Raw genomic sequence first — 15,879 nt, forward strand, 5'->3', positions numbered from 1 at the left:
AGGAAACTACTCGTGATGATTCGAATTTCTCGTTGTAACGGCTACAAAAAAGGATTGAGAGGGATGACATTGATCGAATTACTGATAGCTGTCGTGATTGTCGGGATCATTGCTGCGATCGCCTACCCTTCTTACACTAATCATGTAATCAAGTCTCATAGGACGGTTGCCTTGAGCGATCTTAGTCGAATTCAGCTAGAGCTAGAGACATCTTATGATGGTGGGTACGACTGGAGTCATATTCTCTCTGGAGGAACATGCACTCTATGTGACTCAGACAAAAATAGATTTTCTTTCGATATTGCTAGCTCTGCAAGTACGGCCTATACCATTACAGCAACAGCAAAATCACCTCTTGGACAAGACGACGACGAGTGCTTGACTGGTTCTAAAACGATTACTTTAACGTCAACAAATGTCGAAGAACCAAGTGATTGCTGGAACTAGCAAGAACACCGAGATGCAAAAAGGCCTGCATTTTAGCAGGCCTTTGTATTTGTGCTTTTCACTAACGTCTTAGCTGGTTAAATCATCAAAGAACTTTTTCACACCGTTGAAAAAGCCTTCTGATTTAGGCTTGTGCTTTGTCGCCGCTTCACCACCACAAGACTCTTCAAACTCTTTGAGCAGTTCTTTTTGGCGTGAGCTTAGGTTTACTGGTGTTTCAACAACCAACTTCACAATAAGATCACCAACACCGCCACCGCGAACGCCTTTCACACCTTTACCACGCATGCGGAACATACGACCTGTTTGCGTTTCTGAAGGTACTTTTAGGCTTACGCGACCATCTAGAGTTGGCACTTCAACTTCACCACCTAGAGCCGCCATCGCAAAGCTTACTGGCACTTCACAGTATAGGTTGTTGCCATCACGCTCGAAGATATGGTGCTCTTTCACGTGCACTTGTACATACAAGTCGCCAGCAGGCGCCCCCATTTCTCCCGCTTCACCTTCGCCAGATAGACGAATACGGTCGCCAGTATCAACACCTGCTGGGATCTTAACGTTAAGTGTTTTTGTTTTCTGCTTACGACCTTGACCATGACACTCATTACAAGGGTCTTTAATGATTTTACCTTTACCGTGACAGGTAGGACAGGTTTGTTGCACTGCGAAGAAGCCTTGTCGCATCTGTACTTGACCATGACCATGACAGGTACCACATGTTTCAGCAGATGAACCTTTCTTCGCGCCACTACCATCACAGGTATCACAGTGTACTAGTGTCGGTACTTCGATCTCTTTCGTTACACCACGAACTGCTTCTTCTAGCGTTAATTCCATGTTGTAACGTAGGTCAGCACCTCGCTGGGCACGGTGGCCACCACCGCCACGACGACCACCACCAAAGATGTCACCGAATACATCGCCAAAGATGTCGCCGAAATCAGCACCGCCGCCGCCAAAGCCGCCGCCACCGAAACCACCGCCGCCTTGTTCAAAAGCAGCATGACCGTATTGGTCGTACGCCGCTTTCTTTTGAGGGTCGGTCAGAACTTCGTACGCTTCTTTTACTTCTTTAAACTTGTCCGCCGCAGAATCATCACCCTGGTTTCGGTCTGGGTGGAATTTCATCGCTAGACGCTTATACGCCTTTTTGATATCGCGCTCTGAGGCATCACGGCTTACGCCTAATACTTCGTAAAAATCACGTTTTGACATGTTCTTCGTCACCAGTTAATTACTACAAACGGCATCGATTCACCGCTTGGTATTTGTATCGTTCTAGGTAAGTGCACTTGTCTGCAACATACTTAACTAGAAAGACAGCGTTTACAAACAGACGGGCGTAAGAGTTGCCCCAAACGCCCGCACACGAAGTCTTATCGACCCCAGATGGCTATGCAGCCATCTGGTTAAGAAATATTATTTCTTGTCGTCTTTAACTTCTTCGAACTCAGCATCTACAACGTCGTCTTCTTTAGACTGTGCACCTGCGTCAGCACCTTGTGCTTGCTGCGCTTGAGCTTGTTGTTGAGCGATTTCCATCAGCTTTTGAGAAGCAGTCATTAGTGCTTGAACTTTAGCATCGATAGCTTCTTTGTCTTCGCCTTTACGTGCTGTTTCTAGCTCAGAAATTGCTGCTTCAATCTTCTCTTTCTCTTCTGCAGGTAGCGCTTCACCAGCTTCTTCGACTTGCTTACGAGTACCGTGAATCATTTGGTCAGCTTGGTTACGTGCAGTCGCTAGCTCTTCGAACTTCTTGTCCGCTTCTTTGTTAGCTTCTGCTTCTTGAACCATTTTCTCGATGTCTTCATCGCTTAGACCGCCAGAAGCTTGGATAGTGATCTTCTGCTCTTTACCAGTCTGCTTGTCTTTCGCAGACACGTGTAGGATACCATCCGCATCAAGGTCAAAAGTAACCTCGATTTGTGGCATACCACGTGGTGCAGGCTGGATGCCTTCTAGGTTAAATTGGCCTAGAGACTTGTTGTACATCGCTTGCTTACGCTCACCTTGTAGAACGTGGATAGTTACCGCGCTCTGGTTATCTTCCGCTGTAGAGAAAACTTGGTTCGCTTTAGTTGGGATAGTTGTGTTCTTCTCAACTAACTTAGTCATCACGCCACCCATTGTCTCGATACCTAGAGACAGTGGAGTTACGTCTAGTAGTAGTACGTCTTTAACGTCACCAGCAAGTACACCACCTTGAACTGCAGCACCCATTGCTACTGCTTCGTCAGGGTTTACGTCACGGCGCGCTTCTTTACCAAAGAACTCAGCAACTTTCGCTTGAACCATTGGCATACGAGTCTGACCACCAACTAGGATTACGTCAGTGATGTCGTTTACTGATAGGTCAGCGTCAGCTAGAGCTACTTTTAATGGCTCAAGAGAGCGTTGTACTAGGTCTTCAACTAGAGATTCTAGTTTTGCACGAGTCACTTTAATGTTCATGTGCTTAGGACCAGTTGCATCTGCAGTAACGTAAGGTAGGTTTACGTCTGTTTGAGAAGTAGAAGAAAGCTCGATTTTCGCTTTCTCTGCTGCTTCTTTAACACGCTGCATTGCTAGTGGGTCGTTCTTAAGGTTGATGCCTTGCTCTTTGTTGAACTCATCAACCAAGTAGTTGATTAGACGGTTATCAAAGTCTTCACCACCTAGGTGAGTATCACCGTTAGTTGCTAGAACTTCGAATGTTTTCTCGCCTTCAACTTCATCAATTTCGATGATTGAAATATCGAATGTACCACCACCAAGGTCGTATACCGCGATAGTGCGATCGCCGCCCTTCTTATCAAGACCGTAAGCTAGCGCAGCTGCTGTTGGTTCGTTGATGATACGTTTAACTTCTAGACCTGCGATACGGCCAGCATCTTTTGTCGCTTGACGCTGAGCATCGTTAAAGTAAGCAGGTACTGTGATAACTGCGCCAGTTACTTCCTCACCAAGGAAGTCTTCAGCAGTTTTCTTCATTTTCTTAAGAACTTCAGCAGAAACCTGAGGAGCTGCCATTTTTTGGCCTTTCGCTTCTACCCAAGCATCACCGTTGTCAGCCTTAACGATTTTGTAAGGCATGATTTCGATGTCACGCTGAACTTCTTCGTCTTCAAAACGACGACCGATTAGACGCTTAATTGCAAATAGCGTGTTTTCTGGGTTAGTTACTGCTTGACGTTTCGCTGGTTGACCTACTAGCGTCTCACCGTCAGTGTAAGCAATAACCGATGCAGTAGTACGTTCGCCCTCTGCGTTTTCAATTACACGTGGTTTGTCGCCGTCTAATACAGCAACACATGAGTTAGTAGTACCTAAGTCAATACCAATGATTTTACCCATCTGGCTATCTCCGAATAAATTCTATTTTCGTTTGGTTATAACCCCAATGTGGGGGGAGGAGAATCGGGTTTCAACCCTTGCTCACAAACAAAAATAATCAATGTTTGCTTCTCTATGCCACATAGATAAGGGCGGCAAAATGCTTTTCAAGGGCAGAATTAAAAAAAAGCGTCTTTTTTCGAAATTTATGTGTTTCTTTCTGATTAGTTGGGAACTCGTCACACTGCTGTAGCGCAACAAAACGTCATTTCCCAGATAAATTTATTTATGCCCGACTCTTCCTAAATAAAAAACGAGCTCATAAGAGCTCGCTTCAATATTAGGGTTAAAATAAATTATTCAAGGTATTAGGCGTTCGCTTGAGCAGGCTCAGCATCAACACCTTCTTCTTTACCTATCTCACCTTCTGTTTTTGCAACAATGGTGTTCACTGCCGTGTCGCCGACAACGTTAGATGATGTACAGAACATATCATTAATACGGTCGACCGCTGCAATGATTGCCAAACCTTCAGGTGGTAAACCTAGCTGGTGAAGCAAAACGCCTACCATTACCACGCCGCCCCCAGGAACGCCGCCAGCACCAATAGATAACAGAAGAATAGTTAAGCCAAGTGTAAAGATGTCTGCGGTGTTAATTGGCTGGCCAAAAGCGTTCGCAACAAACATCGTTGCGAGAGCAATATAGATAGACACACCAGACATATTCATCGTTGCGCCCAGTGGTACACCGAAGCCAGCAACCGATTTAGAGACCTGAAGCTTTTCTGTCAGTGTGCGCATCGTTACCGGGATAGTCGCATTTGAGCTCGCGGTAGATAGAGAGAAAAGAATCTGCTCACGAGTTGCACGTAGGAAAGTCTTTGGAGAGGTTCCTGTCGCAATACTCACTGCCATTGGGTAGAAGAAGAAGATCCAGAACACCAACATCGCAACCACCAAAGCCACGTAACCGGCAACGGACATTAATGTATTGGCGTTTAGCGTTGCACCTAGTTGAATCATTAGTGCGAACACACCATATGGTGCAAGACTCATCACTAATCCAACCAATTTCATCATGATTTCATTTGCCATTTTGAATGTGCGAATAGCCGGGCCACCACGAGAATCCAAAGCTTGAATTGCAAGCCCCGTCAAAATTGCCATAAAGATGATTTGCAGCATGTCGCCGCTAGCAAACGCTTGTACAGGGTTGCTAGGAACAATGTTAACAACTAAAGAGAAAATGTCCGGCGTCTCTGTCGTTGTCAGTTGTACAGCCTCAGATACCGTTCCTGCTAGATTAGCACCCGCTCCTGGCTGGAAGATCAAGCCGACAGTCAAAGCCGCCGTAATCGCAATGATGGTGTTAAGAATGTAAAGGGTAAAGGTTTTTCCACCAAGACGACCAAATGCACTGATGTCTTTCAAGTCAACAATGCCGCATACGATTGAAACGTAAACTAAAGGAACAACAAGCAATTTGATCAGTGAGACGAACATGCCGCCAACACCTTCTGCTGCTCCAAGTAGGTATGTATCAAAAATCGCAATACCGCTAAATAAGTACTGAATTGCTGTCCCCAGCACAAGGCCGGCAAACAAGCCTATAAAAATCTTACTAGAAAGCGATTTATCCATTATAAATCTCCGATATGTTGTGTTTACTATTTACATTTTTGTAGTTATATATGCTTACTTTTAAAGCATTAGTCGCAAATCATACACACCGAAGTTACAAAATAAAGTGATAATTTACATTTTTGTTAACGAAATTGTTTTAGAAAAAATGACTATATTTACATTCCTATGCAGAACAAACATTCACACAGCGAATGATTACAATCACTTATAGCCCTTTCCGTTAATAAACACGCAGCGAGATGAGAGAAAATCTCCTATAGGAAAATAATTAACCAATAGGAAAAAATATGAAGGGGATCAAATTTTCATTTATCGACACACAACGAAGTTCGATGCAGTCATTTATGTTTAAAACAAAAAAGCGCCCATCAAAAATGATGGGCGCTTTTATATTTAAAAAAACAGGGAGTTAAAGTTACTTAGCAACCATTACCATTGCAGGACGAATCACACGGCCGTTTAGTTCGTAACCTTTTTGCATAACAAACATAACAGTGTTTGATTCATGATCAGGGCTCTCCTGAATCGACATCGCTTGATGGAACTCTGGATTGAATGCTTCACCTTCAGGGTTGATTGCTTTCAAGCCAAATTTCGCGACAACGTCTACAAACGTTTTATGTGTTAGTTCAACGCCTTCTAGGAACGGCTTCACAGTTTCATTCTCTGTATCTGCCGCTTGAATTGCACGCTCTAGGTTATCAATAACAGGAAGCAGCTCTTCTGCAAACTTGTTCAACGCAAACTTACGTGCTTTATCGATCTCTTGCTCAGTGCGACGACGCATGTTTTCTACTTCAGCTTTAGAACGCAACACCGCATCTTGTTGCTCTTTTACTTTTGCCTCGCTAGACAATAGTGCCGCTTCTAGTTGAGCAATCTTAGCGTCTGTCTCATCACCAAGCTCTTCAAGCTCAGCTTCAACTTCTTGTGCTTCAGCTTCTACTTTTTCAGCCTCTTCGATGATTTGATCAAGCTCTTCTTCTGTAACTTTGTTTTCTTCGTTGCTCATGATATCTCCAGAATTCAACATAATGCCCTTAAAGCCATGCGCGTTTTTGCGGGCTTTAACCACATAAAAATTCGCATATTTAGGTGACTTGCCATTATTATGGGGATGAAGATTCCTGATTCAAGCCTCTTTAATGCGGAAATGCTATGAAAAATCCATGTAACGTGATCGCGATTATCGGAAAACCAAGAGATCAACAAGCAATTCAAACTCATAAAGAGTTGTACCAATGGTTGACCTCTGAGGGCTATAAAGTATTCATTGACGATCGCCTTGCCGCAATACTGGATGATATCCCACAGAGTCAGTTTGCTAGCTTAGTTGAACTAGGAAAAAATGCCGATCTAGCCATTGTGGTTGGTGGCGATGGCAACATGCTAGGTGCAGCAAGAATTTTATCCCGATTTGATGTACCAGTTATAGGCGTGAACCGCGGAAATTTGGGCTTCTTAACTGACTTGAACCCAGACGACTTCCAAGCGTCTCTGCAAGCGGTACTCGACGGTGAGTACATTGAAGAGGAGCGTTTTCTTTTAGAGGCGGAAGTACACCGCCACGGACAAATAAAGAGCCATAACGCTGCGCTAAACGAAGCCGTACTTCACCCAGGGCAAATTGCTCATATGATTGAATTTGAAGTGTATATTGATGAAAGCTTCGCCTTCTCTTTACGGGCCGATGGTTTGATTGTCTCCACTCCGACTGGCTCGACGGCATATTCACTTTCTGGCGGCGGCCCAATTCTTTCTCCTAGCTTGAATGCCATTTCACTCGTGCCAATGTTCCCTCATACATTGTCGAGTCGACCTTTGGTGGTTGATGGAAAACGTCGAATTAAATTGGTGGTATCACCAGAAAACCGTGGAACACAAGAAGTTAGCTGTGATGGACAAGTCTCACTTCCAGTTACCCCTGGCGACGAAATTCACATCTATCAAAGTCCAAATGTACTAAAGCTCATCCATCCAAAAGACTACAGCTACTATCACGTCTTACGGAATAAGCTTGGCTGGTCTAGTAAATTGTTCTAACACTTGTTACTCAGGGTAATAACTTCAATAAAAAAGCCAGCAGCTCAATTGCTACTGGCTTTTGGCTTTCTTAGACAAGAAATAGACACAAAGTAGTGAGGCGACACGATATTTGTCATCATTAAAGAGAAGCTTATAAATTTTGATCCTGTGGGCAAACTTTACACAAAAGATAGAAAAGCAAATTCAATGATCTATGTCCGGTGATATTCTCACCATGAATAGAGTATTAACTCTATTTCATACAATCAATAAAGGACATATTATGAAGAAAACCATCATTCTGTCTGTTCTCAGTACATTAGCACTTATTGGCTGCCAATCAGAGGAAACGCAAGTCAACAGTGTATCCAACGCAAAAGCGGAAGATATCACTAAGACGAAGCGTGCCCTAGCTCAACAATTGAGTGAGAACTATGCTGCCATTGAACCCATGTTGAGAAGAGATATTACTCCGCAACAGACTAACGTGTCTGTATCAGCATTTGTTAAGCAAAACCCTAACTCAGAGTTCAGCCGCCAGCTTGTACAAGCTGACACTCAAATTCGTAGCTGGAAAGGTATTTCTGAATACTCAGATCAGTTGTTAGAAGTTCGCTTGGCAAATGAAGCCATGATAACAGCATGGCAAAGTGGCGAGGTCGAGCCATTATTTGCGTTTGAACCAAGTGGTGATGATGAGAATTGGCAATACATCGAAGCATTTGATGTTTATGGCAACATCCATCAACTCGATGTTTACCAGCTCCCTGAGGTACCTGTACTTGTCGTTGATAACAATAGCTCTGCAGAGCTAAAAGCAGGCTTGCAAGCTATGCAAGCTGAGATGAAAAAACTCGGTCAACCAGCTTTAGTTCAACCATATATTGCTGATGAACAACGCCAAAATACACCGTTATTGTCAAGTAGCGCAGTGGGCGAAGCGGCTCCAATTCAAACCACGCAGTTGAAAAAGATCCGTCTAGCCGATGACAAAGAACCTTGGATCTCTGGCAAGGCAGAAATCTACGCTATCGTAACGGGCGTCAATCCAAGTCGTGATGAACCTACTCTCGATTTGGTGGAGCTTCCATACTTAGACTACGATAACCAAGATTACTATCCAAATCAGATCATTATTCACTGGTCTCGTTACCGCTGGGGTGCGGCAGACATTGTGCTCATGGAGCAAGATGACGGCACAGACTATAAACAATTGGCAAAACTCCTTGTTCAAGTTGCCGAAGAAGTATTGAAAGCGATTCCAGATCCAGAAGTTCAGGCTTACGCGATTATTCCGCAAATCACGAACAAGATCATCGACACTATCCCCGATGGTGTACTCACGAATGATGATGACTTCGTCGACGTTTACTACACTCTAATGCAAGATACTTCATACGTAGATCACCCAGGTGCAGGTGTGAATGCAGTCGTCACACTAGAACCACTAACGATTAACCCAACTCGTCCGTAACCTGTTCAATTTTAATGAGTCGTTGTAATCACATCGGCTCATTTTTCCCACTTCATCACAAAAAAACAGCCTACAAAGAAAATTTGCCTCACCTGACTTTACTGTATAAAGAAACAGTATATACTGTTCTCTTATACAGTATTGTTCAGTTATACAGGTAAATAAAATGCTGGCTCATCTAAGTGTTAATAATTTTGCGATTGTTAAGTCTTTACAACTCGAGCTTTCTAAGGGCATGACCACCATTACAGGTGAAACAGGCGCGGGTAAATCCATTGCTATCGATGCTTTAGGGCTCTGCTTAGGCGGACGAGCCGATGCCGGCATGGTGCGACAAGGTGAAGAGAAAACCGAAGTTAGCGCCGCTTTTTTATTGGACAACAACTTACATGCAACACGTTGGTTAGAAGATAACGATCTGCTAGATGGCAGTGAGTGTATTTTGCGTCGTATTATCACAAAAGAAGGCCGCTCAAGAGCCTTCATTAATGGCAGCCCTGTTCCACTATCACAACTCAAATCTCTAGGGCAGCTACTTATCAATATCCATGGGCAGCACGCTCATCATCAATTGATGAAAAGTGAGCACCAAATGGCCATGCTCGACCAATATGCTGGGCATTTAAACCTACTAAAAAGCACACGAAGTGCTTACCAGCATTGGCGTCAGGCAGACAATAACCTCAAGCAACTAAAAGAAAATAGCCAGCAAAACCAGGCGCAAAAACAATTGCTTGAATACCAAATCAAAGAACTAAATGAGTTATCGCTAGGTGAAGAAGAATTTGCAGAGCTCGAGCAAGAGCACAAACGACTATCCAACAGTGGTGAACTCGCCACTACCTGTCAGCAAGCCATCGAACTTATTTACGAAGGTGAAGAAGTCAATGCGCTTGGTATTTTGCAATCGGCCAATCACTCCCTAATTCAATTAGCCGAATTAGATGAAAAGCTATCTGAGCTACCTAACATGCTGTCAGAAGCGATGATTCAACTTGAAGAAACGAAGAATGAATTACGCAGCTACTTAGACGGCATCGATGTTGATCCAGCTCGTATGGCTTATGTAGAAGAACGTTTTTCTAAAGTGATGTCTGTAGCTCGTAAACACCACGTAATGCCAGAAGAACTCTACCAGCATCATCAAGATCTTCTGGCCCAAGTAGAAGCGTTAGATTGCTCCGATGAACGTTTAGATGAGCTTGCTCAAGAAGTAGAACACAAGTACCAAAGCTTTCTAACACAAGCAGAAAAACTGCACAAATCACGCAGCCGTTACGCAAAAGAACTGAACAAACTGATCACACAAAGCATGCACGAATTGAGCATGGAGAAAGCAGTATTCAGTATCGAAGTTAGCAATGACAACACGCACCCATCGCCGCTTGGCATGGACAGCGTGTGCTTCTTAGTATCGACCAACCCGGGACAACCATTACAACCTATAGCAAAAGTTGCGTCAGGCGGTGAGCTATCACGTATCTCTCTAGCGATCCAAGTGATCACCGCTCAGAAAGTAGATACACCAAGTTTAATCTTCGATGAAGTGGATGTAGGTATTAGTGGCCCAACAGCTGCCGTAGTGGGCAAAATGCTACGCAAGCTTGGCGAATCTACTCAAGTATTGTGTGTCACTCACCTCCCTCAAGTTGCCGGATGCGGCCATCAACAAATGTTTGTAGCTAAGCAAACCAAAGCAGGCCAAACCGAAACCCAAATGCACGCATTAGATGAACAACAACGTGTGGCAGAATTAGCTCGCTTACTTGGTGGTAGTCAAATAACCGACTCAACGTTGGCAAACGCAAAAGAACTGCTTATCGCCGCTTAATAAATCGACAAGGGATGAGATATGGATATCAGAGCAATACACAAAACCAACTGCTTAGATCTCATCCCTATTTTTATTGAGTTAGAACATTACTACTTCAAAGAAAAAGCTTCATCAAAACACGATCTGGTCCATTATCTAAAGAGCCAAGTCTTCTCTGAACATTCTGGTGTTAATATCATTGCGGTTTACGATAATGATGACGTCGTAGGCTTTGCATCTTATACCGTCATGTTCCCTGCCCCAAAACTCTCAGGGCAGATGTACTTAAAAGATCTGTTCGTATCTTCGAAGGTTCGAGGAAAAGGGGTTGGTCTCAAGTTAATGAAGTATCTGGCATCTTTGGCGATCAAGTGTGGATGCCAAAGGTTGGACTGGACAGCTGAAAGTAGTAACCCTACCGCAGGTCAGTTTTACCGCTCAATTGGTGCAACACTAATTCATGAAAAAGAGTATTATCGTTTTTCAGGTGATGCATTACGCGAATTCGCCAAAACCGACTAACGAGTCACTAGGCTTGGCTCACCGCTGAAAGCGTCCATCACCCTACCTCCGATTGAAATGTGCTCTTCGTCACCTAACTAATACGTCATGTGGTGACATTTACCGCCTAATATCGGTGAATAAATGCAACTCAACTCAAAATTCGTTGTCAGATTGTCTACCATACGACGCATAGCTTTTTACATCTGCGTCGAGCTTGTTTATTATCAGCGCAGTATTTTAAAGGTTACTAAGAAATTATTATGCAATTAAAGAAGTGGTTAGTTGCCGTACCATTAGCAATGACATTGCTGACAGGATGTTCGGTATTGGAAAAACTGGTTTATCGTATTGATATCAACCAAGGCAACTATGTAGAACAAAGTGCGGTTGATAAATTAAAGTTTGGGATGACTAAAGCACAGGTTCGCTTCGTATTAGGGTCGCCAATGCTTATTGAAAACGGCTATCCAAACACTTGGTATTACATCTATCATCATACTCCTGGCCATGGCGAACCAGTACAGAAAGATCTGATTGTAAACTTTAATGACCAAGGCACACTCGCAGACATCAGTGGTGACTTTCCAAAAAGTGACGCATTTTACGAGCAAATTCAGTAAACTGACTTTTGCAAAAAACCTCCCGTTTGGGAGGTTTTTTATTATATAGAAATCACGTTAGTCAAACTTTGAGTAACTCACATGAGCTATTGGGTTTATATTAATCCTGCTTATTTTTACGTACAGAACTAGGCTTGCCACCGGTGACTGGGTCTGCACTTCCCTCGGCTTTAGCCTGCTCCGCCCGTTTACGGCGAATCTCTTTCGGATCGGCGAGTAACGGACGATAAATCTCTATTCGGTCTCGATCTCGAACGGTCACATCCAACTTCACGTTACGACTAAACACACCCACTTTGTTCTTGGACAAATCAATTTCAGGGTACAACTCCAATACACCGGATTGTCGAATGATCTCTTCTACCGTTGCGTGATTATTTACCACTAAGTTAAATACACGCTGTTCATGAGGAAGAGCATAGACAACCTCAACGTGAATCATATCTGACTCAATACTCATAACACTCGTAGACCTGTTTTGCGCGTTTAGTAAATGCATTTACCATATTACTAGTAAGCTCGTTAAAAATCTTACCGAAGGCCATCTCAATCATTTTACTTGAGAATTCAAACTCAAGCTTTAGTTCAACCTTGCAAGCTTGCTCATCTAGCGCGGTAAAAATCCAACCACCACGCAACGTCTTAAACGGGCCATCCACCAAGTTCATCATAATTGCCTGACCGGGGATCAACTCATTTGAAGTCGTAAACGTTTTGCTGATTCCAGCCTTCGCCACATCGACAGAAGCCACCATACCATTCCCCGAAGACTCAATGATTCTAGAGCCCGAGCAACCAGGCAGAAATTCAGGGTATTTAGCAACATCATTAACCAGATTGAACATCTGTTCGGCGCTAAAAGACACAAGCGCAGAACGGCTGACTTGCTTCATACATACTCCTATCGATACATGTACAGATTTAAAGCTACTCGCCAATTTTACTTTTATTCCACGATTGCGCAAATAAAAGGATTTCCTATCCGATATCCAACCCGTATAATGACGCTATTATGGCAAAGAAAAAAACGAAACAAAAAGCGGGTAGCAATACTATCGCGCTGAATAAAAAAGCTCGCCACGAGTATTTCATCGATGATGAAATCGAAGCTGGCTTGGAGCTCCAAGGTTGGGAAGTGAAAGCCCTTCGCCAAGGTAAAGCCAATATTTCTGAAAGTTACGTATTTATGCGTGACGGTGAAGCCTTTGTGAGTGGCATGACAATCACTCCTTTAAATCAGGCATCGACACACGTTGTGGCGAATCCCACACGTGTGCGTAAACTACTAATGAGTCGTCGTGAACTGGATAACCTATTCGGACGTGTAAACCGTGAAGGTATGACATTAACGGCCCTCTCACTGTACTGGTCTCGCTCTTGGGTGAAACTAAAAATTGGCGTAGCAAAAGGTAAAAAGCTGCACGATAAACGTACGGATCTAAAAGAAAAAGACTGGGCAAGAGAAAAAGCACGCGTAATGAAGAGCGCGCTGCGTTAATCTTGACCACTTAAACGCATAGTACTGGACAGCCAATGCTTTTCTGTTACTATGCGAATATTACCTGGGGCTGATTTAGGATTCGACGGGAATTCAGAAGTCTGAGGTGCATGCCGAGGTGCGGTAGGCCTCGTTAACAAACCGCAAAAAAATAGTCGCAAACGACGAAAACTACGCACTAGCAGCTTAATAACCTGCTAAGAGCTCTCTCGCCCTAGCTTCCGCACGTAAGACGGGGATCAACGAGGGATCAAACCCAAACGCGCTAGCCCGGATTCTCCCGCCTGAGAGATGAACGGCGAATTTTAATTCAGGCTAGTCATTCATTAGCGTGTCGGTTCGCAGGTGGGTGGCGAAATTAAAGATCGACTAAGCATGTAGTACCAATGATGAACGGTTTTCGGACGCGGGTTCAACTCCCGCCAGCTCCACCAATCACTAGTAACGGGACGTCTCAGGACGTCCCGTTTTCTTTTCTAAGCCCTTGTCCTATCTAGCTTTAAGTGGTTCAGGGCGTCTCATCAAGATTCACTTAATCTCAGTCATTTAGTAACATTCCTCGTAACACTAACCAATAACAACACAAATTGGTGTTACATCAGAAAGGAACTATTAAAATGGCTAAGCAAATCAAGCCTTTATCACCAACTCAAGTAACCAAAGCTAAGCCCTTAGAGAAAGAATATTCGCTTGCCGATGGCAACGGTCTTTACTTACGTATAAAGCCGAATGGTGCAAAACTTTGGATTTTTAACTACATCCACCCAACGACTAAAAAACGTAAGAACATCAGTCTTGGTGCATTTCCTGACATCACTCTCGCGTCCGCGAGAGAAAAAACAAGAGAGATGCGACAGTTGGTAGCAGAGAGAGTAGATCCTAAGACTCACAGAGATAACCAACGTTTTAATGCTCAGATAGCACAGTCTCACACGTTAAGAGCTATCTCTGAAGAATGGTTTGAAGTGAAAAAACATGATGTATCAGATGATTATGCAGATGACATTTGGCGCTCTCTTGAGCTTCATGTTTTCCCTAATTTAGGAAATATGCCAGTTAGCGAATTAAGTGCTCCAACAGTGATTCAAACATTACGGCCTATTGAAGCGAAAGGAGCTTTAGAAACAGTAAGACGCGTCTGTCAGCGCTTGAATGAAGTTATGACGTATGCACATCACTGTGGCAAAGTTGAAGTTAATCGGCTCGAAAAAATCTCCAAAGCTTTCAAAAAGCCAAAAGCTGACCACATGAGTACTATCAGCCCAGACGAACTTCATACTCTTATGCAAGCGATGTCGTTAGCCAATATTAAGCTTGCTACCCGCTGCGCTTTTGAATTCCAACTCCACACCCTCACCCGTCCTGTTGAGTGTGCTGCCGCTGAATGGAGTGAAATTGATTTCGAAAACAAACTTTGGGTCATTGGCAAAGAGAAAATGAAAATGAAGCGCGACCACAAAATCCCTCTTTCAGATGCTTCTATTCAGCTTTTAAACTTTATGAAGCCCATCTCCTACGGACAACGCTATGTCTTCCCCAGTTCAAAGTCAGTTGACCAGCACATGAACAGTCAGAGCGTCAACGCAGCTCTAAAACGTGCAGGAATGAAAGGAAAGCTGGTAAGTCACGGTATGCGTTCCATCGGCAGTACAGCGCTCAACGAACAGGGCTTCAACAAAGATGCTATTGAGCTGTGTCTAGCACACGTAGACAAGAACACGATTCGTGACATCTACAACAATGCTGAATACTTGGAAGAACGCCGAAAGATTATGGATTGGTGGAGTAATTTCATACTTGATGCTTCTAAAAACACCAACACAATAGCAAAACCATCAAAATAAGTGATACAAGTCACACTTTCAATAAGATGCGGGTGTTTTTGTATTGACGATGAGAATCACCCGCATTATTTTAAATCGCGTCTAAATATTTAATTTTTACATAGGAAACAGACATTTAAAGTCCGCTCCGCGGCAACAGCCTTATGCTCGTTAAACTTCGGTTTAACTATTTTTTATTGTTTTAGCACTAACTTAATTTTCTGAGTCTTTTTTTAAGACTTCTTTATTTTATTACATACACAACACCTTCCCTCCTGTTGCGAAGGGTGAGGCTGTTACCAACATAAAGGTTTCAGTCCTAGGTTATTATTGCTTTGCTGAAGTTAAATTTCAGTGGATCAGTGTAAGTATTAGAATATGAAGGCGGTGCTAGACATGAATTAACATAGGTTATCGTTATGTCTGTAAATACAACTCCTCTTCTAAAAATCGTACGTAAATCTGACGTTCTACAACGCGTACCCTTCTCAAGAGCGACTCTCCACCGCAAAATTAACGATGGAACATTCCCACCTTCAATTCCCCTTGGTGCAAACTCTGTTGGTTTCTTGTCTCATGAGGTCGATGCCATTATCGCAGCCATGGCACTAGGCAAAGATCTACATCAAACCGTTTCTCATCTTGTTGAGCAAAGACAGTCTCTTTTCGACAACAGTCTCTATGCACTAGCCGCATAACTAAAAACTCTCACTA

At 43.4% G+C, this 15,879-nt stretch carries 15 protein-coding genes and 1 other RNA gene; 10 read left to right on the plus strand and 6 right to left on the minus strand.

Translation table 11 applies throughout. The features are described from left to right. Positions 1 to 15 precede the first annotated feature (15 nt). A complete protein-coding gene (locus R7O13_RS17745) occupies positions 16 to 447 on the plus strand; it encodes a type IV pilin protein (RefSeq protein ID WP_053302986.1) in 432 nt (143 codons plus the stop codon). A gap of 69 nt (positions 448 to 516) precedes the next feature. Here the strand turns inward: R7O13_RS17745 and dnaJ are convergent, their stop codons facing one another. From dnaJ to grpE, 4 genes are all read right to left on the minus strand, one after another. Next, on the minus strand, positions 517 to 1,665 hold the full coding sequence (gene dnaJ, locus R7O13_RS17750; RefSeq protein WP_005381620.1) for a molecular chaperone DnaJ: 1,149 nt from the start codon (positions 1,663 to 1,665) through the stop codon (positions 517 to 519). 204 nt (positions 1,666 to 1,869) lie between these two features. Continuing rightward, complete coding sequence (dnaK, locus tag R7O13_RS17755) at positions 1,870 to 3,783, minus strand: molecular chaperone DnaK (protein WP_005381623.1); 1,914 nt, start codon at positions 3,781 to 3,783, stop codon at positions 1,870 to 1,872. A 347-nt stretch (positions 3,784 to 4,130) separates the two neighbouring features. Continuing rightward, positions 4,131 to 5,405: a dicarboxylate/amino acid:cation symporter gene (locus R7O13_RS17760; RefSeq protein WP_005381625.1), complete on the minus strand. Its 1,275-nt coding sequence runs from the start codon at positions 5,403 to 5,405 to the stop codon at positions 4,131 to 4,133. Positions 5,406 to 5,823: 418 nt separating this feature from the next. Beyond that, a complete protein-coding gene (gene grpE / locus R7O13_RS17765; protein ID WP_021034134.1) occupies positions 5,824 to 6,420 on the minus strand; it encodes a nucleotide exchange factor GrpE in 597 nt (198 codons plus the stop codon). Between the two features lie 146 nt (positions 6,421 to 6,566). On the opposite strand from grpE, the gene nadK reads away from it, so the two are divergent. The 5 genes from nadK (at position 6,567) to bamE (ending at position 11,844) form a co-directional block, all read left to right on the plus strand. Beyond that, a complete protein-coding gene (nadK, locus tag R7O13_RS17770; protein ID WP_005381631.1) occupies positions 6,567 to 7,451 on the plus strand; it encodes an NAD(+) kinase in 885 nt (294 codons plus the stop codon). 265 nt (positions 7,452 to 7,716) lie between these two features. Beyond that, a complete protein-coding gene (locus tag R7O13_RS17775; RefSeq protein WP_005383752.1) occupies positions 7,717 to 8,907 on the plus strand; it encodes a DUF3103 domain-containing protein in 1,191 nt (396 codons plus the stop codon). Positions 8,908 to 9,073: 166 nt separating this feature from the next. Next, positions 9,074 to 10,738 carry a DNA repair protein RecN gene (recN, locus tag R7O13_RS17780; protein WP_005383750.1) on the plus strand — a complete coding sequence of 555 codons (1,665 nt, stop codon included), beginning with the start codon at positions 9,074 to 9,076 and terminating at the stop codon, positions 10,736 to 10,738. 21 nt (positions 10,739 to 10,759) lie between these two features. Beyond that, the gene (locus R7O13_RS17785) at positions 10,760 to 11,242 is read left to right on the plus strand and encodes a GNAT family N-acetyltransferase (protein WP_005381636.1); all 483 of its coding nucleotides are present in this window, start codon (positions 10,760 to 10,762) and stop codon (positions 11,240 to 11,242) included. Between the two features lie 242 nt (positions 11,243 to 11,484). Next, complete coding sequence (bamE, locus tag R7O13_RS17790; RefSeq protein ID WP_005383748.1) at positions 11,485 to 11,844, plus strand: outer membrane protein assembly factor BamE; 360 nt, start codon at positions 11,485 to 11,487, stop codon at positions 11,842 to 11,844. 100 nt (positions 11,845 to 11,944) lie between these two features. On the opposite strand, the gene R7O13_RS17795 is transcribed toward bamE, so the two are convergent. Together R7O13_RS17795 and R7O13_RS17800 are read right to left on the minus strand one after the other, a co-directional pair. Beyond that, positions 11,945 to 12,304 carry an RnfH family protein gene (locus tag R7O13_RS17795; RefSeq protein ID WP_005383746.1) on the minus strand — a complete coding sequence of 120 codons (360 nt, stop codon included), beginning with the start codon at positions 12,302 to 12,304 and terminating at the stop codon, positions 11,945 to 11,947. Beyond that, on the minus strand, positions 12,294 to 12,737 hold the full coding sequence (locus R7O13_RS17800) for an SRPBCC family protein (RefSeq protein WP_005381641.1): 444 nt from the start codon (positions 12,735 to 12,737) through the stop codon (positions 12,294 to 12,296). Before R7O13_RS17800 ends, R7O13_RS17795 begins: the two co-directional genes overlap by 11 nt. Before the next feature lie 119 nt (positions 12,738 to 12,856). Here R7O13_RS17800 and smpB point away from each other — a divergent pair, with 119 nt between their 5' ends. From smpB to R7O13_RS17820, 4 genes are all read left to right on the plus strand, one after another. Next, complete coding sequence (gene smpB, locus R7O13_RS17805) at positions 12,857 to 13,342, plus strand: SsrA-binding protein SmpB (protein WP_005381642.1); 486 nt, start codon at positions 12,857 to 12,859, stop codon at positions 13,340 to 13,342. Between the two features lie 66 nt (positions 13,343 to 13,408). Next, positions 13,409 to 13,776, plus strand: a transfer-messenger RNA (tmRNA) gene (gene ssrA / locus R7O13_RS17810). Between the two features lie 183 nt (positions 13,777 to 13,959). Continuing rightward, a complete protein-coding gene (locus tag R7O13_RS17815) occupies positions 13,960 to 15,186 on the plus strand; it encodes an integrase domain-containing protein (protein WP_285339276.1) in 1,227 nt (408 codons plus the stop codon). Positions 15,187 to 15,584: 398 nt separating this feature from the next. Next, complete coding sequence (locus tag R7O13_RS17820) at positions 15,585 to 15,863, plus strand: helix-turn-helix transcriptional regulator (RefSeq protein ID WP_025506824.1); 279 nt, start codon at positions 15,585 to 15,587, stop codon at positions 15,861 to 15,863. Positions 15,864 to 15,879: the final 16 nt, after the last annotated feature.

The organism is Vibrio sp. Y176 (assembly GCF_033438945.1).